The organism is Anaerostipes sp. CAG:276 (assembly GCF_000432215.1).
In the GTDB taxonomy this organism is placed as follows: Bacteria; Bacillota; Clostridia; order Lachnospirales; family Lachnospiraceae; genus Anaerostipes; species Anaerostipes caccae.
Window position 1 is genome coordinate 53,727 of the sequence record NZ_FR889174.1, and the last position, 19,674, is coordinate 73,400.

Consider the following 19,674-nt stretch of genomic DNA (forward strand, 5'->3'; position numbering starts at 1 on the left):
CTCCTTAATTTAAATTTCCATGATCACATTACTTACACCGCCCTGCCTTGCCCAGCTCTCGAATTCTTTCATCTGTGATTTGGAATACATCTTCGGATTTTCAGCAAAACAGAACTCTTTGCCAATCAAATGATATTTGGCTTCCGCCAGGGGGTTATAGTTTAAAATTTCATACGAGACATCGGGATCTGTCCCGCTGATATATACGGCAATTTCGGTAATATTTTCTCTGTAAGCGGTAAGGCCCGGAATCATCGGAGTCCTTATGATAACCTGGTCCCTTTTTTCGGATTCCAGCAGATACTTTATATTTTCTTTGATCTTTTGGTTTGGCACTCCCACATACTTTTTGTGTCTTTCCACATCCGCTATTTTAAAATCTGCATAAATCAAATCCAGATACGGAAGAAGTTTTCTAAGTATTTCCTGTTCTGCGTACAGAGAAGTCTCTATGGCAGTATGGATTCCTTCCTTTTTGCACTGCTTCAGTATTTCCAGTGCAAATTCCGATTGGTGCAGCGGCTCTCCCCCAGACAGAGTAACTCCGCCGTCATGCCTATAAAATACCATGTCTTTTCTGATCTCCTCCATCACTTCTTTCACACTGTACTCTCTGGAATCCATCGCGAGAGCACCTGACGGGCACAGTTCTATCAAATGTTCCCAGTCTTCCGGCGAGTCAATATTCATGAAAAGCTTATCTCCCCGGAATTTCATTCCGCCGCTGACACTTTCTTCCACACACATTTTACAGTGTATACACCGATTCTTAAAATACAGTGGGCGCCGTCTTAATGAAATTCCCTCCGGGTTCTGGCACCACACGCAGGACAGGGGACAGCCTTTGAAAAAGACTGTCGTTCGGATGCCATCCCCATCATGGGTTGAAAATCTGCGAATATCAAAGATCGTTCCTTTCATATCAAATATCTCCATAGCTGGTACGGGCGATGATCTCATTCTGCAGTTCATCCGCCAGTTCTGTGAAATATGCGGTATACCCGGCCACCCGGACCGTAAGACCTCTGTACTGCTCTGGATTTTTCTTTGCCGCTATTAGATCCTCTCTCCGTACAACATTAAACTGTATATGTGGGATTTCCAGATCTACAAAGCTTCGCAGAAATCCCGCAAATTTACGGGTACCGGATTCATTTTTAAAGAATTCCGGCAGAAATTTCATATTCAGCAGCCCGCCGTTTGTCGTAAGATTTTTATCCAATTTTGAAACGGATTTCAGAACTGCTGTCGGCCCTTTCATATCTCTTCCGTAGACCGGAGACATTCCCCCGTCGGCGAGAGGCTCTCCTGCATAACGTCCGTCCGGTGATGCCCCAACATTTTCTCCCATGGGTACATGGGCTGAGACCGTATACATTCCCGTGTGGTATGGTCCTCCGCGGTAGTTTTTAAATGTGCGCAGCCGGTTTTTAAAGTATTCGGCCCATTTAGTACCCATGGCATCCACCCAGTCCACGTCATTTCCGTACTTAGGCACTTTATTTAAGAGCATGGTCCTCAAGACCTCATCTTCTTCAAAATTTGTCTTTAATGCATGAAGCAGTCTCTCCGGCTCAATTTTCTTATCATCATAGACCATCTGTTTTACTGCCGCCAGGCTGTCTGCAAGATTTGCAACCTGGATCATCTGGATACCGGATAGGTTGTATTTTGCTCCCCCCGCCGTCACATCCATTCCTTTTTCCATACAGTCGTCTATGGACGCTGATAGAAACGGAGACGGCAGCAGGTCAATGTGTGCCTTCTCTACTTCCTCACAGGCCAGAATCATTTTGTCCATGAAGTAATCAATCTGTTTTTGGAATGCCTCTTCCAGTTCCTCAAACGTCTCATAAGTCTCAAGGCTTCCGTAATCAGGGGCAATCTTCTCTCCTGTAAGCAGACAGATTCCGCCGGTCATTGCGGCTTCCAGTGCCTTATTCAGATTAAACATAGCAGAATCGCTCCATCCGAGATTGTTTCCCTGGGTGGTCAGCTCCACGCATCCAACAATGGCATAATCCATGGCATCTTTTTCTTCAATTCCCAGCTCCATGACGGACGGAATCACTGCTTTGTCATTAAAAAACTGTGGCATTCCGCTGCCCTTTGACACGACACGGACCGCTTCAAAGAGAAGATCATCCCCTGTGCCTTCGTGGAGCCTGACAGAAAGATTCGGCTGAGGAAGTCCAAGATGTTTCTGGGCCTCCAGAAATAAGAACGAAAGATCATTGGAATAATCATTTCCATGCTCATCCTGACCACCGACAGCTATATTGAATCCGATCGGAAATCCTGCGAAATATTTCGCACCGTGGGAATTTCTCATATAAACGATCTCATTGAATTTGAGCCACATACATTCGATGATCTCCAATGCATCCTGTTTTGTAATTCTTTCTTCTTTTATGTCATTTTCATAGTAAGAGATCAGGTGGCGGTCCAGACGACCCGGTGAAAATGAAGAAGCGTTGGATTCCATCTGGAGGACAACGAACAAAAACCATACAGACTGTACCGCTTCATGAAAAGTCTCTGCCGGATGCTGGCTCAGTTTTTTGCAGTTTTTTGCCACACAGATCATAGATTCCTTCTTGGCTTCATCGTCCTGTTCTTCCGAGAGTCCCATCATAAGGTCATGATAGCGCAGCATAAAGCTTCTGACGCCTTCCATCACCAGAATGACACTTTCATAGAAATTTTTCTGTTCCTCACTGCAGGAGTTCAGTTTCTCCCTTGCCTGTTTCTGCAGTCCTGTCGGACCGAGCTTCAGCCATGTCACGCAGTTGGGGCAGATATGCCCCTGAGCATGGTCCTTTTGGTTTATCTTTACTACTTTCGATATTTCATTTATTTCTTTTCCATATCTCTCATTGAGGACATCTTCCAGAGACTTTCCTTCCCAGTAGGGTTTAATCTCTTTTCTAAATGTTTCAATATCCTCCGGATGGACATGAAACTTATCCTGCGGCCTTGTGGGAAGAGTCTCAAACTCCTGATCCACCCAAGTGCTTCCGCTTTCCGGAAAGACAACCCCATAACGGACTCCTGCCGTACGGTTGCCCACAATCAGTTCCTCCGGTTCTGCACTGATCTTGATCTTCTCCAATGATGCTTTTAAAGCCAGTGCTCTCTGAATGATCCTCGGCTGATCCTCATGTTGTTTGTAGCTGTCCGTTATAATGAGCGCCTGCTCAATGGAAGCATACCTTGGTTCTGATAACATTTTATCTTTTAAGTATTTTATTCGGTCTGTCTGAAAAACACCCTCCATATACTGCTCCTTCCCTGTTTTTGTTTATTGTTTTATATTATTATATATTATTTTTTATTGTTTTTCAATACATAATCAGAAAAGAGCGGCTTTTTTAAGCCGCCCCTGTTTTCTTTTAAAGTTCCTTCACCATCTTTTCCAACTTTGTAATAATCGCCTCTGCTTTCTTTACAGCGTCGCTGACTCCCACCCGAACTTTCGGGATATTCTGAAACCTTTCTTCATCTTTTATTGGCATATCTTTTGTGAGGATCACCGCATCCGTTCCGGCCAGATCCTCCGGTGTGATCTGATTCTCTATCCCGATGGACCCCTGAGTCTCTACTTTAATCTCAATTCCGTGCTTTTTTGCTGCCTTTTCCAGCGCCTCCGCTGACATATAGGTATGTGCCACCCCTGACGGGCACGCCGTAACCGCTAAAAATTTCATGATAAAATACCTCCTATTGATTTTCTACTATTATTTATTCGAAGGAAAGATCAATGTCTAAATCCCCTTCGTCTGTGCCTGCTGCCTCTTCTGTGATGTCCTTTTTCAGCAGGATCATCAGCCCCGCAGTTACGCCGACGGCAATGGCAAGGGACACAAGAAATCCAATCGGATTTCCAAGGACAGGAATCATAATCAGGCCGGACCAGGCAACAGGATTTGTAATATTAAACAGATAACCCACTGCTCCGCCTGCAGCCGCACCGATCATGGTTGATGGAATAACACGCAGCGGGTCATTGGCTGCAAACGGAATCGCTCCCTCCGTAATCCCTACACACCCCATAGCAACCGCACTCTTTGCTGCTTCTCTTTCTTCCTGGGTAAACTTTTTCTTTGCCAAAAATGCTGCCAGAGCACATCCGAGAGGCGGTGCTGTCATGGTCACTGCCATAGGCCCTGCATATGTATACACACCGGCACTTACTGTAGCCACACCGAATGTATATGCTACCTTGTTAAACGGTCCTCCAAAGTCAAATCCTGCAAGCAGTCCGCATACTGCGCCTAAAATTACTTTGTTCCCATTTCCCAAATGCTCCATAACTTTTGTCATTCCGTCCATAATTCCTGCGATCGGAGCTCCAAGAACATACTGCATAAATCCCATGGTTACTAAAGAACCGACGATCGGAATGATCATGATTGGCATGATGGAACTCAATGCTTTCGGCACTTTGACCTTTTTCAAATAATAGCATACAATTCCGCCAAGAAGCCCTGTTACGATTCCTCCCAGGAATCCGGCTCCAACACTGATGGAGATCATTCCTCCGACAAATCCGGGACAGATACCCGCACGGTCTGCGATGGATGCCGCAATATATGCCGACAGAACCGGTACCATCAAATTCAGCGCGGTAGAACCAAAATTCCATAACGTTGCCATCCAGGTCCCTTCCGGCGGAACACCACCCTGCCCATATGCCATGACGGCAACTGCCATTAAAATACCTCCGGTCACTACAAACGGGATCATATGGGACACTCCGTTCATCAGATGTTTTCTTGTATCTTTGAAAATACCTGCAAGTTCGTTCATATTCTCTCTCCTCCTTATTGTATCAGTTCCAACACTTCTTTTTCATTGGCTGCGTTCATGAGCTGCTCTCTGAAGTCGTCATGAATAATCTTTCTTGACAGTTTCGCCAGAATCTCCAGATGCTTATCTCCCTGTCCCGGGTCCGGAACTGCGATCTGAAAGACCATCTGCACTTTTTCATCCGCCCACTGCACCGGGTCTTTCAGCCTTGCAAATGCCAGCGACGGTTCCTTTACATGAACTGATTTGGCATGGGGCGTGGCGATCAGAAATCCTATGCTTGTCGGTGCTCCCTCCTCTCTCTTTATCACATCCGCCACATATGCCGCCCTGTCATTCAAACGACCCTGTTCTTCCATTACTCCGGCAATCTTAGAGACTGTTTCTTCCGGTGATGCCGCTTCCAGGTCAAATACGACCAGCCCTTCATTCATTAATTCCATGGTTCTTTGCTCCTTTTGCTTCTTCTGCTGTTTTTAGCATGTCTTCACAGCACTGTTTTACTGTCTTTCCGTCAAGAAACAATCCCGATGTTCCCCCGGTTAGGATGTCCGCTCCGGCTTCCACCGCCCTCGGAATTGTATCCTGATTGATGTTTCCGTCTGCCTGAATCTTCGTCTTCAGTCCTGCGCTGTTCAGCATCGCCCTCATCTGCCTGATGTGGCCGAGCGCCCCCTCCTGCATCTTTTGTCCTGAAAATCCGGGGTTGACTGTGAGTTTTAAGATCCAGGCCGCCTCACCTGCCAGTGTGATGAAATCCTCCCCCGGAGGTGTCGTGGATTTATATGCCAATACCGGCCGGGCACCCGCTTCCCTGATCTGTTCAAACACCCTGAGAGGATCTTTCATCGCCTCATAGTGTACCGCTATGTAATCCGCTCCCGCATCGGCATACATGCCGATATAGCGCTCCGGCTCAAAAGCGGCCAGATGGGCTTCTATTGGGAGGCTGGTTATGCCTCTCATCTGTTTTAAGAGTGTTTCCGATAATATGAAACAATCATTAAACCTTCCATCCACCATATCATAGTGAAAAAACGAGATTCCCGATCCCTCGGCTTCCTCTATGGCATCTGCCAAATGACACAGATCCATACAGGAAACAGATGCAGAAACCATGAGTTCTTTTTCCGCTGCTTTTTTCATCGCTTTCCTTTCTTTTTATTATTTATCTTTGTTTATTATTATTTTATATTTATTTATCTTATTATTCAATGTCTCTTTCGTTCTCTTTTTGCAGTTGTATATCTGCAAAAACGCAGCACTACACCGATTCAAACCCAAAAATTGCAGGTAAACAACTGCAGTTTATGACATAGCAGTCAAATAATTTCCTCACACATCTGTGTACAGCCCACGGAGCGTTTTTTATTTCATAGGGAAGTCCGCAGAACTTTCCTAATGAAATAAAAAAAGAAAGTGCCCAAAAGACACCTTCTTAATCCGAATTCATCATGATAATATTTTTGATCTCTTCTTTGCTGCCTGCTTTCCTTATGAGTTTTGCCGCATTCTTTTCCATAGTCATTTCGTAAAATGTTTCAAAAAAGGCTCTGGTGGACTGAATATCTTCAAAATTCAGCGCCAGCAAAAATATTACATCCACGCTTCCCTCATCCCACTCAACTTTGTGGTCCGTTTTTATAATTGCCACAGCCGGCTTTTCAACGAGATTTGCCATGCCATGGGGAACTGCAACGCCTCCTCCGAGCACAGATGCGCTGATCTCTTCTCTCCTCAGTACATCCTCATAAAATCCATCCTTTACATAGCCACCGTCCTTCAGCTTTCTGCACACCTTATGTAACAGGGCCTTTTTCGTCATTGTCCCTGACTCCAGAAAGATCAGTTCGTCCTCCATCAAGTTTTTAATGGTCCACCGTTTTTCCAGATTCTTCTTCTTTTCTTTCATCTCATGACAAACTTTTTTGATCCTGAAGACATCCTGTTCTCCCACAAGCGGAGTCGTATAAACCACATAAGGGTGTTTAATCTTCAGTGAGGGGACCGTGGTGATCACGAGGTCATACTGGCTCTCATCTATCATGACTCCTGCATTTGCCGGGAGTACCGATGTGACATTGATGTCCATAATCTTATGTTCGATCTTTCTGGCAATGATCTGAGCGATCCCCACACCGCCGCTGCCGATAACAACTGTATTAATGTCCCTCTTATTCTGAACCATAGCGCCGCCAAAAAGAATTGCCATATAGGAGATCTCATCTTCTGTCGGAAATACGCCCACAAGGCTTTCATACTCTTTGCTTGCCGTAAAACAAGCTGAAAATATGGCTGAGTATGTCCTCTTTATCTCATCCAAAAAAGGATTTTTAATCTCAAACCCAAACTTAACTCTTATGAAAGAACTGTTCAGAAATAGGGCTGTACTCGTCTTCAGCAGAGGATCTTCCCTGAAATCTCTCCCCACGATGGAAGAAATATACTGAATCATGTTCTGAGCAGCGTCCTCGATATCGATCTCCTTTTCGATCAGAAATTTTTTGTTTACTATGCGGCTGCTGTTCTGTACTTCCGCTCCAAGAAGCAGAAGATACAAATACAATCCCTCCCTCGGATCAATGTTCATCCTGAATTGCCTGTTTAGAAGTCCCGTAAATATATCTGTCCAGTCGGCGATCTCCTCTACCAGTGTCAGTCTGCTGATCATAGATTCCTCCAGACAATGCCCTCCTCTCAGCCGGTTCATCTGACTGCTCGTATATTCAGCCAGCATACAAAATGTATAATCATTAAACTGCGTGCCGATCTGTCTCTCCAGCTGCTGAATACAGGCAATCACCTTATCAGCTGTGCTCTTTCTGTACTGAGATAAAAATCTTGCATATGTCACCGGATCGATTCTGTAATCCGGCACTGCGGCTGACTTTGGATCTTCTTCCAGATAAACTTTCTGGTTTTGGCACACCAGAACTTTTCTCAGGTCAAATTCCCGGCCCTGTATAATAATTCCTTTTCCAACGATCCGCCGAATGCATACCCTGTCCGGCTCTAACATCTTATTTGCCTTCTCGATATCTGTACAGATCGTGGATTTAGAAACAAACAGCTCCTCCGCAAACAAAGATCCGGTGTAAGGCTCCCCATTTTCAATCAGAGTCCTGATAATATAGCACATCCGGTATTTTCTTGTTTCACAGGGGATCTGGTCTTTCGGAAATAAGTGTTCCAATTCTTTTCTGTGCAGTCCTGCCTGAAGACAGACCCCCTTTCCCCTCCGGCGGACAAGCCGATATCCATTTTCTTCACAGAATTCAGCTGCCTCTTTCATATAATTGTGTACACTCCGCTCGGAAATCTCCAGCATCCCTGCAATTCTTTCATAGGTGATAAATTCATCATCCTGATGAATCAGCACTCTCATTATTTTTGATGCAGTCTTGGAAAGCATAGGAACTCCTTTTATTATTATTTATTGATATATATTATTTATTATTATTTTAGACTTTCCTATGATTTCTGTCAACGCTCACTTAAAGACATCCCTTCCACTATCAGTAAAAGGCGCTGAAAAAGGCCAGAAAATATCCTGTATTTTCTGGCCTTCCCATATCACTTTTCTGTTATTCTGTCGGTTTCAGGTTTTTCAGTGAAATATCCAGGATTGGAGCCGAATGGGTCAAAGCCCCGGAAGATACGAAATCCACTCCGATCTCCCTGATCTTTTTTAACCGTTCCTTCGTCACGTTGCCGGAACACTCGGTGAGAGCACGGCTTCCGATAATTTCAACCGCCTCTTTCATCATTTCATCTGACATATTATCCAGCATAATAATATCCGCACCTGCCTCCAGAGCGTCATTTACCATGGCAAGATTTTCAGTCTCCACCTCAATCTTCCGCACAAAAGGAGCATAGGCTCTTGCCGCATAGACTGCCTCCCGGACTCCTCCGGCTGCACCGATATGGTTGTCTTTCAGCATAACCCCGTCGGAAAGATTATAACGGTGATTCTTGCCGCCTCCGACTGTTACCGCATATTTCTCAAACGGACGCATATTTGGCGTTGTCTTTCTCGTATCCAGAAGCTGTGTAGAGGAACCTTCTAATTCTTTTACAAGGGAATTGGTAAATGTTGCGATCCCGCTCATTCTCTGAAGGTAGTTAAGGGCCGTCCTCTCTCCTGACAGCAGGACACGGATATCTCCCCTGAGAACTCCCATAAGCTGTCCGGCTTTGATTTCGTCTCCGTCGCTCAGCTCTGTCTCAAAGGTTACATTTTCATCCAGCAGGGTAAACACACGGTGGAACACTTCCAAACCCGCGACAATCCCGTCTTCTTTACAAATCAGTTCAACCTGTCCCTGTCTCGGCTTCGGCATGACAGCGTTGGTGCTGACATCCTCTCCGGTGATGTCCTCTTTTAATGCGTTCAGCAGATACTCATCAATGTTTACCGCCATTGTTACACCATTTATCATAGAAATCCCCATCCTTTCTTTTGATCTCTTCCAGTACAAGGTGTTTGTTCTCCTCCTGTATACCGGAAATATCATGATACTGTGCTAAATCAACCTGACACTCTGAAGGTTTTTTCGGCGACTTTGCAATATCTTCTGCAGACTCCAGGGCAAAAACAAGAGATTCCAGCAGAGAATTGCTCGCCAGCCGGTTCTTTCCGTGAACTCCGTTGCAGCTGGCCTCTCCCACTGCGTATAAATCCTCCATGGAAGTACGACTGCTTAAATCCACCTTAATCCCTCCCATAAAATAATGCTGTGCGGGAGTCACCGGAATCCATTCCTTCGTCATGTCATATCCCTCTTCCAGACACTGCTTATAAATATTAGGAAATCTTTTTCTGATCCGATCCCCGTCCAGATGAGTCACAGACAGCCGCACATAATCGGTTCCGTCTTTCTCCATCTGTTCACGTATAGCTGCTGTCACAATATCCCTGGGCAGCAGTTCATCTACAAACCGTTCCCCGTCTTTATTGAATAAATAGGCTCCTTCTCCTCTGACAGACTCCGAAATCAAAAAACTCCTTCCCGGCTTGTCCGAATAAAAAGTCGTCGGATGTATCTGTATGTAATTGATATTCTGTATCTCCACGTTATGGCGAAGGCAGATAGCCAATCCGTCTGCGGTGAGATGCCTGTAATTGGTGGAGTGTTTAAACAGACCTCCCATGCCTCCCGTTGCGAGTACAGTCTTCCCTGCATAAATACAGTCCACATCTCCTTCGGGTGTCACATAGACAACTCCCCGGCAGGCTCCTTTTTCCTCGATCAGATCGATCATTGTAGAATGGGTCAGGATCTCAATGTTATCCCTCCGTTTCACTTCCTCATAGAGCTTGCCGGTAATTTCTTTCCCTGTCACATCATCGTGATGAAGAATCCGGAATATGGAGTGTCCCCCTTCCCGGGTATATTCTGTCTCTCCATCTCTCTGATCAAACTGAACACCGAATCCGATAAGGTCATCGATAATTTCCCTGGAACGGGTGATCATCTTGTCTACAGCCGCTTTATCGTTCTCATAATGGCCGGCCTTCATGGTATCTTCAAAGTAACGGTCGTAATCTTCTTCATTGCGCAGTGCAGAAATTCCTCCCTGAGCCAGGAAGGAATCACTCTCCTCTACTTCTGTCTTGGTAATCATAATGACTCTGTAATCTCTTGGAAGAAACAAGGCGTGAAACAATCCGGCAGCCCCGGTTCCAACCACAATTACATCTGCTGATCTCATAATTAAAATTAATCCTTTCCCCCGGATAAGAGGCTGTTAATATCTACTGTGCGATTCGCAGCATCTCATCCAACGCTTTCTTTGCGTCAAGACGCAGTGTCTCATCCAGTTCCACCTGGTTTTTCATGTCTCTCAGTGTATCTCTGACATTTTCAAGAGTGATCCTCTTCATGTTCGGACAGAACTGTCTGTGCCCCACAGAATAAAACGTCTTGTTCGGATTCTTCTGTTTCAGTTCATATAAAACACCCATCTCTGTACAGATAATAAACTTATCCGCATCGGATGCAGTGGCATAATCAATAATACCGGACGTGCTTCCCACATAGTCGGCCAGTTCCACCACATCCATCGTACACTCCGGATGTACAAGGATCTCTGCGTCCGGATGCGCTTCTTTGGCTTTTTTTACGTTGTCTGCAGTAATGCTTGTATGTACATGACAGAATCCGTCGTTGTAAATAAAATTCTTCTCAGGAAGTTTTGATCCGATATATCTGCCAAGATTCTCATCCGGAATAAAGAATATATTCTTCTGTGGAAGAGATTTTACAATCTTCATAGCATTGGACGATGTCACACAGACATCGGAATAGGATTTGATCTCTGCTGTGGAATTAATATAACAGACCACTGCCAGATCATCATATTCATCCCTTACCTTCTGTATCTTGTCCAGATCCACCATATGGGCCATCGGGCAGTCCGCCAGCTGGTCCGGCATGATCACAGTTCTGTCGGGATTCAGGATCTTCGCGCTTTCTCCCATAAAGCTTACACCGGCAAAACAGATCACATCTTTCGACTCCTTAAGCGCTACCTTTGCGAGGTAATACGAATCCCCAACATAGTCTGCAATCTCCTGTACAGCGTCATCTACATAATAATGGGCCAATAAGACCGCATTTCGTTCTCTCTTTAACTCTTCAATCTCTTTTGCGAGGTTGTCCATCCTTTTCCTCCTTAGCAAGGGAATTTTCCCAACTGATATGATTCCATACTAAGATTAAATATACCACTTTGATCAACTGTTATCAAGTATTTAAAGGGGTTTTCTGGTATAAACAGCCAGTCACTCAGTATGCAGATAGTCACTGTTCCCTGCCTTTACACATAATCCGTTGATTATGTCCCCATGGAATACTTTTTATTATTCTTTCTGCTTCATTTCTATACTCATGGATACAAAACAGCACCCTTATCAACGCTGCCGGTTCCGTTGATAAAGATGCTGTATTATTAAAGATTATGAATACAAAACTCTTTCAATTCCTCTGCCGCCCTGTCTTCATCCGGTCCTTCAATCATAAACGTTACGATTTCATGCTGACGAGCTCTCAGTGTCAAAAGAGAAATCATATTTTTGGCGTTCGCTCTCTGAGTTCCCTTTTCCAGAATTATTTTACTCTGGTACGTCCGCGCTTTTTCTACCAGAAGCACAGCCGGACGCGCATGGATTCCAACAGGCGACTGCATTTTAAAATCAAACTGCTTCATCTTTTTCCTCCCTGATCATACCTGGACAGATTCACCTTTCAGCCTTTCGATTTCTTCCGCAATCCGTTTTGCAAATGAAAAGGACTGTTTCATAGCAAAGCTTTTTATCCTGACAGGGTTTGATATCAAAGGAATTTGTTTTTCCTGGCCGTCCTCCAGTTTGATCAGAACTTTCAGAGAGTGAATCGTGCCTGCTTCTTTTGACTTAATTTTATCTTCCAGTTCTCCCAAAGGCATGAAAGGTCTGTAATCGATCCGGCACTCGCTGATCTTATCCAGCGGATAAAATTCCGGCTCTGAAACCTGTTTTTGGTTGATCCGGTTGTTGAGAAGGCAGATCTTCCTGTTTTTCTCATCAAACAAAATATAATTCCCTATCCGCCCTGTAATCTCAAAATCTTCTGTGAGCCCGCCCTGCTTTTCACACAATTTTCTGATCTCACCATAACTTTTCTTTGCAATCGTCTCTGTAAAATGATTGCTGGCCTTCTCATAGCACGCTTTGCAGATGTATCCTTCCGCATATCGAAATTTCTTAAACATTCCCAAAGGTGCATCACAGATATCACATGTCTTCATTTCCAATTCACCCTTTCTGATCACCAAACACATCTGTCAGCGCTTTATAAACTTTTTTATACTTTTGGTATTTTATTTCATAAAGCTCTGCATGATATCTTCTTGGATTAAAACATTTTTTTGTGCGGACGGTTCTGCCAACCATCTGCTCCAGTGTTACATCCCGCCCTGAAACTGATGCTGCCATGAGCGCAATGCCGTATCCCGCTCCTGCCCCGCTTTCCAGCTGTTCTACTTTCGTATTCAGCACATCCGCAAGGATCTGCATCCATACTTCATTTTTAGAGCCTCCGCCGGTCACTTTAAGACTTTGAAGTGCTGTCTTCCCAATGTGCATGACTTCTGTAAGCTGTCTCACACCGAAACAGATCCCTTCCATGACCGCAGCCGTGATATCCTGTCTTGTAGTTTCAGTTCCGATACCGATCAAAGCTCCCCTCAGTGCTGGATCTCCGTAGATCGTCTTGTCACCTGCAAGATGGGGATAAAAGATCAGATTGTTTTCCCCTAGACTTTCCATGTCCACTTCGCTGGTTTCGGCAGAAAAATCATCTGCCTTTAAGATCTGTCTGACCCACCAGCCAAAGCTGCTTCCCGTTGACTGAACCACACCCTGTACCAGCGTCATGATGTTCTTTCCGTCTGCAGAAAACATAATATTCTTTCCTTTTGTCCCGAAATCCATTTTTTCTTTTGGAAACATGAGAACACCGGATGTACCGAGGGAAAGAACCGGATACCTGTTTGAAAAACACCCTGTGGATATGGCTGCCGCCGGGTTATCCCCGGTACCCACGATAACCTTCACCTGGTTTTTGAAACCGAACTTCCGCCTCCATACTTCGGCCACATATCCCGCCGTCTCCTGGCTTCCTTTTACCTTTGGATAAATCTTCTTCGGAAACCCTAAGATTTCCCGGATCTTTGAAGACCACGTTCCAGTCTTTAAATCAAACAAAGAAGAAGTGGATGCCTCGCAGTAGTCAGTCTGGCACTGCCCCGTCAGCCGAAAAACGATATAGTCCGGTCCAATCAAAAATGTTTTCATCTTCCGAAATTGTTCCAGTTCATTTTTCTTCAGCCACAGCAGATTGATCGCCGGACTTCCGGTGGAAATGATATTGGAGATATAGGAAACTTCCGGGACCTTAGAGATCTTTTCTTTTGTTTCCTTTACAAGATCCATTGTCCTTGTGTCATTCCACATCAATGCCGGACGTATAGGCGCTCCGTCCCATCCCAGAAATACTGCGGTATGCATCTGTCCCGTGACACCAATAGCTCCGATGTGCTCCGGATCTTCTCCTGAAAGAAGTTCCGCCATGGCTTCTTCCACCGCATCCATCCAGCTTTCCGGATCAATTTCCTTCCATCCCGGTTTTGGCTGTGAAATTTCATACTCTCTGCTGCTTTCTTTTCTGATCTCTCCTGCGTCATTAATCAAGGTCAGTTTTGCAGAAGAAGTCCCTATATCAATTCCAATATACTGTTCCATTCGCTATTCTCCAAATCTGAGGATTACTTTATAAGTATCCGGCTTCATTGCCGCCGCAATGGCTTTGTCAAAATCTCTGTAATCAAAAATCTGTTCTGTAAGCACGGTTGGATCAATCAGCCCCTTTCCGATCAGCTGCACTGCCTGATGAAAAGATGTAATCGTTGGGCTGACAGCGCCTGTCACCGTTTTCTGGTAAGAATGAACAGCCCCCATATCTATCGGCACCGGATCATTGGGATGCATGGAGCTGAACATGACGCTCATTCCTCCGGGGGAAGTCATTTCCACAGCCTGTGCCGCAATGGCCGGGATCGCTGTCGTATTGAATACCACCTGCGCACCTCTGCCGCCGGTTAATTCTTTTACTCTCTTTACGGCATCTTCCTTCGTCGGATCGATCACATCGTCACATCCGAGTTTCAGCGCCCTGTCTCTTCGCTCCCTAAGAGGCTCACTTAAAATCACTCTGGCTCCCTTTAATCTGGCAAGCATGACGTGAAGCATCCCCATGGTACCGCCTCCGATGACCGCCACATCGTCTCCAAACTGAATATTCGTACGGGTGATACTGTTGACCACACATGCCAGTGGCTCGGTAAATGCCATTTTTTCAAAAGTTGTACTGTCCGGATATACAAACAGATCTTCCGCCTTTGCCACAACGAATTCCGCAAATCCCCCATATCCTGACAGCCCGTCGGGATTCGTAAAAATCTTACTCTTTGGATGTTCTTCACAGATATTTTCTTCTCCGTGCTTGCAGAAAAAACATTCCTTACAGTCATCAATGATATACTGGACCACTTTCTGCCCTTTGGAGTAACGTTTTTCATTGACTCCGTTTCCCAGTTCCTCGATTACTCCGCAGTACTCATGACCGCCGATCCTCGGGTAGCTGTAACTGCAGTCTCCGTTGAAGTCCCGTACATCGTTGGTGCAGATTCCGGAATCTTTGATCCGGATCAGCACCTCGTCTTCTTTTAACTCTGGTAATTCAATCTCTTTGACAGCAAAATTTTTTGGTTGATTTAATACGATTGCTTTCATCTATCTCACTCTTTCTGAACTTAATATGACAGGATTCCTGTCACTCCGCCTACCACACCGATCACAACGATCAGCCCGATGATTTTCAGGGAAGACCATCTTCTCTTGTTCATCAGATAGTAAACAAGCATGGTCACTGCAAGCGGAAGGATACTTGGACAGATCGCGTCTAAGAAGCTTGTCTGAATGTCATAAGTTGATGTAGAACTTACCACTTTCAGTCCGCAGCTTGCTTTTACATAATTTACAACAAGACCGCCCATTACCATGCAGCCCATGATAGAAGCACCTTTGATCAGCTTATTAAGAATTCCCTTTTCAAGGAAGTCCATGATCGCTTCACTTCCGGCTTTATATCCGAACATAAAGTTCCAGTAGCTGAGGCCATATGCCGCTGCAATGATGACAACCGCGTAAATAATGGCTCCCCATATATTTCCGCTTCCGGAACGGGTTAAGTCAATACACACAGCTAAGAGGATCGGAATCACAACGCCCTGCCAGATCGTATCACCCATACCGGCTAAAGGTCCCATCAAAGAAGTCTTTAAGTTCGTAATAAACTCGTCGGGTATTTCTTCACCCATGGCCTTCTGTTCTTCCAGGGCAACCGCCATACCGAGGATACATGCGCCGAATTCAATATGTACATTGAAGAATTCAATTTCCCGTTTCATGACCTCTTTTCGCTTTGCCGGGTTATCTTTATATAAGAAATTAATAATCGCTGAGAACATATGGGCAACAACCTGCCCCATCATTCTTTCGTAGTTATAACACGTCTGGGGAAATGTCTCCCAAATGAACCAGGCTTTGATCAAGGCGGCCTTTGGGATCAAACTTTTCTTTTTATTTTCCATCTTAATCGTCCTCCTCATCATCTTCATCGTCAATGACTGCTGCCTTCGCCGGTTCCATAGCGGAAGTAACCTGAACGTACACAACTGCCACAAGCAGTGCGATAATACCCAGTGTCAGCAGCGGAAGTTTTGAATACACAGCCAATAAAAATCCTACAAACAAAAATACTTTGGATTCTCCTTTAAAGATGTACTGCAGTGTGATTGCAATTCCGAGTGCAGGCATTAAACCACCTATGATCTGGAAGACGGTCAGCACTTTTCCGCTTAACATATTCAGGATTCCCTGGATATAGTTAGAACCAAAATATGCAGCAAGAGCACACGGGATTGCCGTCATAAGAAAGCACATAATCTGTGGAAATAAGACATTTGCCCGCCAGATTTTGTTATACTGTTCTTTTTCTATATACTTATCTGCAATATGTACAAAGAAGCAGTCAAAGGTCATACGTCCTGCCCAGACGATCGTTCCGAGAATACCGATCGGAACTGCCAGTGCCAGAGCAGTATCGGTGTCCAATCCGCCGACAATCGCATAGGCTGTTCCCAAGACTCCTGCCAGTCCCATATCAGCCGGCATACTTCCTCCTGCAGACATAAACCCAAGGTAAACTAAGTTGATGGTTGCTCCGATCACGGCTCCCTGTACCGGATGGCCCAGAATCAAACCGGTAATCATACCGCAGACCAGCGGTCTCTGTAAAGACCAAAGGCCTACAAACGGCAGGTTTCCAACTGCCAGCCAGTAAACAACCCCGCATAAGGCTGCCTGTATGATGGTCATCTTTTCCATATATACTTCCTCCTTCTATTTATCCAAGTATCCAGTAACTTCAATCACCTGCTGTTCCGGTACCAGCTGATAATAGACATGAACATTCTTCGCCATCAAATTTTTAATCGAAGCAATTTCATCCGGATCACAGGCTACATTTTTAATAAATGGTGTCCTCTCTCCTCTAAGTCCCATTCCTCCCAGATTCACATCGGTCAGTTCGAGTCCTAAATCTGTCATACGGTCATAAGTGATAGGAGTTTTCGTGAGGATCATGACTCTCTCTCCCGCTTCTTTCGGGTCTTTCTTAAGAACCTCTGCTCCCTTTTCTGTTCCGTATACATTTACTTTTACACCATTTGGAGCAAGTGCCTTGATCACTCGTTTGTTGAACTTATCTGCCGCAACTTCATCATCGACTACGATAATCCTGTTGACATTTAAGCTCGGAGTCCACACTGAGACAACTTCCCCATGGATCAGCCGGTCATCGACTCTGGCTAATACAACATTTTTCATTCCTCGTCTACCTCCTCAAATAGTTTTCTTACATCTTTTACTGTTCCCGGTGCTGCTTCAAGAAGCCCTGCGCAAATCTCTTCTGCGCTTTTCCCAGCATAACGTCCCATCATCACTTCTACCATTAACGGAAGATTAATTCCTGTTACATGGTAAATGTCATGGTGTTCCATCAAAGAAACTATCGCATTAAACGGGCTTCCGTGGAACAGATCCGATACGAAGAGTATTTCTTCCCCTTCTTTCGTATTTTGAATTTCCGCTTCCAGTTTTTCTGTCAGTGTTGCCACCGTCTGTTCCGGAAACAGTCCATACGCCACCAGGTTTTCCTGTTCTCCGACAAGCATTTGGGTACTCTCCACCAGCCCTTTTGAATAGCTTCCGTGGGATACTGCAATGACCTTCATTCCCTTACCTCCTTTTCATCTGGCCTTCGATGTAATTGAAGTATATCATGCTGACTCTGCTGTTTTTCACAAATGTTTGCACAATCAATACCGCAGTACCTGACAGCATTTTGCATGATTGACTGCGCAATTTATTACGCAGATACTCCTTTCATTCTGCACTTATTTTGCGGGATACTTTGCGCAATAAATTAAATTATTCAAGGTATTTTCATTGTTATAATCGAATCAAGCTTAGTACGTACTGGTGAACGGTAAAAATGAAAATTTCAGATTAGATAGGAGGAAGCGGCTTTTTGTATATGCCGCTATATGAAAATGAAAATTGTAAACGGCTTTGACCTGATGAAATATGCAAAAGACAACCATTATATTCTGCCTGCGTTCAATACAACCAACCTGGAAATGACTTATGCCATCGCCAAAGGATTAAATCAGGCAGGACTTCCGGGATATATCCAAATATCTTCCAATAATCTGCGGCTCTCAAGCCCGGACACGATCACTTATCTGGCAAAAGATGCACTGAAAGACAGTGATGTGCCGATTGGTCTTCATCTGGATCACGGAAAGTCTTATGAACACGTAAAGGCATGTGTGGATGCAGGCTTTACTTCTATTATGATCGATGCCTCCCATCTTCCGTTTGAAGAAAATATTAAAGAAGTGAAACGCGCAGTAGAATACTGCCACTTTTACGGTGTTCCGGTAGAGGCAGAGCTTGGTGCGCTGCAGGGAAAAGAAGAGGATATTGTAAATGAAGCGGACAGCAAAACAGATCCGGAAATGGTCGCTGACTTTGTGGAAAGAACCGGCTGCGATCTGCTTGCGGTTTCCGTGGGAAACGTTCACGGTCTGGATCTGACTCCAAAAGTAGATCTTCCGTTATTAGATGAAATCTCAAAGGTTTCCCCCGTACCGCTCGTAATGCATGGCGGTTCCGGGATTCCGTTTGAAACGATTCAGAAGGCAAGAGAGTTTAACTTGTTGAAAGTAAATTACGGATCTGATTTAAGAAAGGCTTTTATTTCTACCTTTGGAGAAGCGTATGAACAGAACCATAACGAAGTGAATGTCATTGGGCTTAGCATTCAGTCCATAGAAAATGTCAGCAAAAAGGCGGCGGAGCTGGTAACGATTATCAACGAATAAACAGTGATTAACAAAAAGGGACACGATTGTCATAAGACTGATCGTGTCCCTTTTCGTTTAAAATACTTTTCACTTTCCTTTTCGCCGTGACCCTTCACGGACAATAAATCCTTTGTCTATTAATTTTTTGGTTCTCCTCTGCACCTTGCTTCTGGATAATCCAAATTTTGCAGAGTAACAGTAAACTCCACCCTGTGAGAAAAAAATTTTGGTTCCAATCCTTCTCGAAAGTTTATCGCACTTTTATAAGCACTCGTTATTTTATTCAGTCCGCTTCCCTGCCGTTCCATATATCCTAACCGATGAAATACATCTGCCAAAACCGGATTTCTTCGTGTAGATGGTATTGTATCAATATTTCGCTCCTGAATCCTCGTTCCATCAGGCATTCCTCCTGTAGAATCTATCATGACATTTTCCACATGATTTCCGTTCGGCTCTTCTTTGTTTAGTACCAACCATTTTAATTTTATTCGCTTCTCAGCGAAAACTATCTCTAATCCGCCATTTCACGCCGCTTATCAGGTTTTCTGCCTGTTCCGGGGTTGGGAAACTCAGACGGCCTCTCTGTACGTTTCACATCACTTCTCATACTCTTCGAATGAACCTGCTTCCTGTGATAAGATATGACATTTTCCACATGATTTCCGTTCGGCTCTTAAAATGCCTCATTCCAATCATGTGGAAAATGGACGTAACGTCTGTTGGAGAAGGGTTTCTGCCAAAAAAGGTGCCACTTTTCGAAAGTTATTTACCACTATTGGAGGAGCGCATTTCAAAAGCGCGACGGAAATAGTAGTAAATAACTCATAC

General features: G+C 44.6%; 21 protein-coding genes. 1 reads left to right on the top strand and 20 read right to left on the bottom strand.

The window, feature by feature from the left end; translation table 11 throughout:
* Positions 1-9: 9 nt before the first annotated feature.
* The 18 genes from QVP35_RS01555 to QVP35_RS01640 form a co-directional block, all read right to left on the bottom strand.
* Complete coding sequence (locus tag QVP35_RS01555; protein ID WP_039930724.1) at positions 10-936, bottom strand: glycyl-radical enzyme activating protein; 927 nt, start codon at positions 934-936, stop codon at positions 10-12.
* The gene (locus QVP35_RS01560) at positions 923-3,277 is read right to left on the bottom strand and encodes a glycyl radical protein (protein ID WP_009290973.1); all 2,355 of its coding nucleotides are present in this window, start codon (positions 3,275-3,277) and stop codon (positions 923-925) included. Before QVP35_RS01560 ends, QVP35_RS01555 begins: the two co-directional genes overlap by 14 nt.
* Positions 3,278-3,392: 115 nt before the next feature.
* On the bottom strand, positions 3,393-3,707 hold the full coding sequence (locus QVP35_RS01565) for a PTS fructose-like transporter subunit IIB (RefSeq protein WP_006566172.1): 315 nt from the start codon (positions 3,705-3,707) through the stop codon (positions 3,393-3,395).
* Between the two features lie 34 nt (positions 3,708-3,741).
* Positions 3,742-4,809 carry a PTS fructose transporter subunit IIC gene (locus QVP35_RS01570; RefSeq protein WP_006566173.1) on the bottom strand — a complete coding sequence of 356 codons (1,068 nt, stop codon included), beginning with the start codon at positions 4,807-4,809 and terminating at the stop codon, positions 3,742-3,744.
* Positions 4,810-4,823: 14 nt separating this feature from the next.
* Positions 4,824-5,252, bottom strand: coding sequence for a PTS sugar transporter subunit IIA (locus QVP35_RS01575; RefSeq protein ID WP_006566174.1), 429 nt, complete (start codon positions 5,250-5,252; stop codon positions 4,824-4,826).
* The gene (locus QVP35_RS01580) at positions 5,236-5,955 is read right to left on the bottom strand and encodes a ribulose-phosphate 3-epimerase (protein ID WP_009290972.1); all 720 of its coding nucleotides are present in this window, start codon (positions 5,953-5,955) and stop codon (positions 5,236-5,238) included. Before QVP35_RS01580 ends, QVP35_RS01575 begins: the two co-directional genes overlap by 17 nt.
* Before the next feature lie 292 nt (positions 5,956-6,247).
* A complete protein-coding gene (locus QVP35_RS01585) occupies positions 6,248-8,221 on the bottom strand; it encodes a BglG family transcription antiterminator (protein WP_022260718.1) in 1,974 nt (657 codons plus the stop codon).
* A gap of 172 nt (positions 8,222-8,393) precedes the next feature.
* Positions 8,394-9,248: a carboxylating nicotinate-nucleotide diphosphorylase gene (gene nadC, locus QVP35_RS01590; RefSeq protein ID WP_278566199.1), complete on the bottom strand. Its 855-nt coding sequence runs from the start codon at positions 9,246-9,248 to the stop codon at positions 8,394-8,396.
* Positions 9,217-10,524, bottom strand: a complete 1,308-nt coding sequence (locus QVP35_RS01595; protein ID WP_009290967.1) for an L-aspartate oxidase — start codon at positions 10,522-10,524, stop codon at positions 9,217-9,219. The genes nadC and QVP35_RS01595 overlap by 32 nt, the downstream gene beginning before the upstream one ends.
* 43 nt (positions 10,525-10,567) lie before the next feature.
* Positions 10,568-11,476, bottom strand: a complete 909-nt coding sequence (nadA, locus tag QVP35_RS01600) for a quinolinate synthase NadA (protein WP_006566179.1) — start codon at positions 11,474-11,476, stop codon at positions 10,568-10,570.
* 287 nt (positions 11,477-11,763) lie between these two features.
* Positions 11,764-12,021, bottom strand: a complete 258-nt coding sequence (locus tag QVP35_RS01605) for an HPr family phosphocarrier protein (RefSeq protein ID WP_009290966.1) — start codon at positions 12,019-12,021, stop codon at positions 11,764-11,766.
* Between the two features lie 15 nt (positions 12,022-12,036).
* Complete coding sequence (locus QVP35_RS01610) at positions 12,037-12,600, bottom strand: DUF4428 domain-containing protein (protein WP_009290965.1); 564 nt, start codon at positions 12,598-12,600, stop codon at positions 12,037-12,039.
* A 7-nt stretch (positions 12,601-12,607) separates the two neighbouring features.
* Positions 12,608-14,095: a xylulokinase gene (locus QVP35_RS01615; RefSeq protein WP_009290964.1), complete on the bottom strand. Its 1,488-nt coding sequence runs from the start codon at positions 14,093-14,095 to the stop codon at positions 12,608-12,610.
* 3 nt (positions 14,096-14,098) lie between these two features.
* Positions 14,099-15,145, bottom strand: a complete 1,047-nt coding sequence (locus QVP35_RS01620; RefSeq protein WP_009290963.1) for a zinc-dependent alcohol dehydrogenase — start codon at positions 15,143-15,145, stop codon at positions 14,099-14,101.
* Positions 15,146-15,165: 20 nt separating this feature from the next.
* Complete coding sequence (locus QVP35_RS01625; protein WP_009290962.1) at positions 15,166-16,005, bottom strand: PTS system mannose/fructose/sorbose family transporter subunit IID; 840 nt, start codon at positions 16,003-16,005, stop codon at positions 15,166-15,168.
* Position 16,006: 1 nt separating this feature from the next.
* The gene (locus QVP35_RS01630) at positions 16,007-16,801 is read right to left on the bottom strand and encodes a PTS mannose/fructose/sorbose/N-acetylgalactosamine transporter subunit IIC (protein WP_006566187.1); all 795 of its coding nucleotides are present in this window, start codon (positions 16,799-16,801) and stop codon (positions 16,007-16,009) included.
* Between the two features lie 15 nt (positions 16,802-16,816).
* Positions 16,817-17,302, bottom strand: a complete 486-nt coding sequence (locus QVP35_RS01635; protein WP_006566188.1) for a PTS sugar transporter subunit IIB — start codon at positions 17,300-17,302, stop codon at positions 16,817-16,819.
* Positions 17,299-17,709: a PTS sugar transporter subunit IIA gene (locus QVP35_RS01640; RefSeq protein ID WP_006566189.1), complete on the bottom strand. Its 411-nt coding sequence runs from the start codon at positions 17,707-17,709 to the stop codon at positions 17,299-17,301. The genes QVP35_RS01635 and QVP35_RS01640 overlap by 4 nt, the downstream gene beginning before the upstream one ends.
* Positions 17,710-18,021: 312 nt before the next feature.
* On the opposite strand from QVP35_RS01640, the gene QVP35_RS01645 reads away from it, so the two are divergent.
* Positions 18,022-18,861, top strand: a complete 840-nt coding sequence (locus QVP35_RS01645) for a class II aldolase (protein WP_022260721.1) — start codon at positions 18,022-18,024, stop codon at positions 18,859-18,861.
* Between the two features lie 69 nt (positions 18,862-18,930).
* Here the strand turns inward: QVP35_RS01645 and QVP35_RS16685 are convergent, their stop codons facing one another.
* Both QVP35_RS16685 and QVP35_RS01650 read right to left on the bottom strand, forming a co-directional pair.
* On the bottom strand, positions 18,931-19,005 hold the full coding sequence (locus QVP35_RS16685; protein WP_225103786.1) for a hypothetical protein: 75 nt from the start codon (positions 19,003-19,005) through the stop codon (positions 18,931-18,933).
* Positions 18,981-19,271: an ATP-binding protein gene (locus QVP35_RS01650; protein ID WP_118476264.1), complete on the bottom strand. Its 291-nt coding sequence runs from the start codon at positions 19,269-19,271 to the stop codon at positions 18,981-18,983. Before QVP35_RS01650 ends, QVP35_RS16685 begins: the two co-directional genes overlap by 25 nt.
* Positions 19,272-19,674 lie beyond the last annotated feature (403 nt).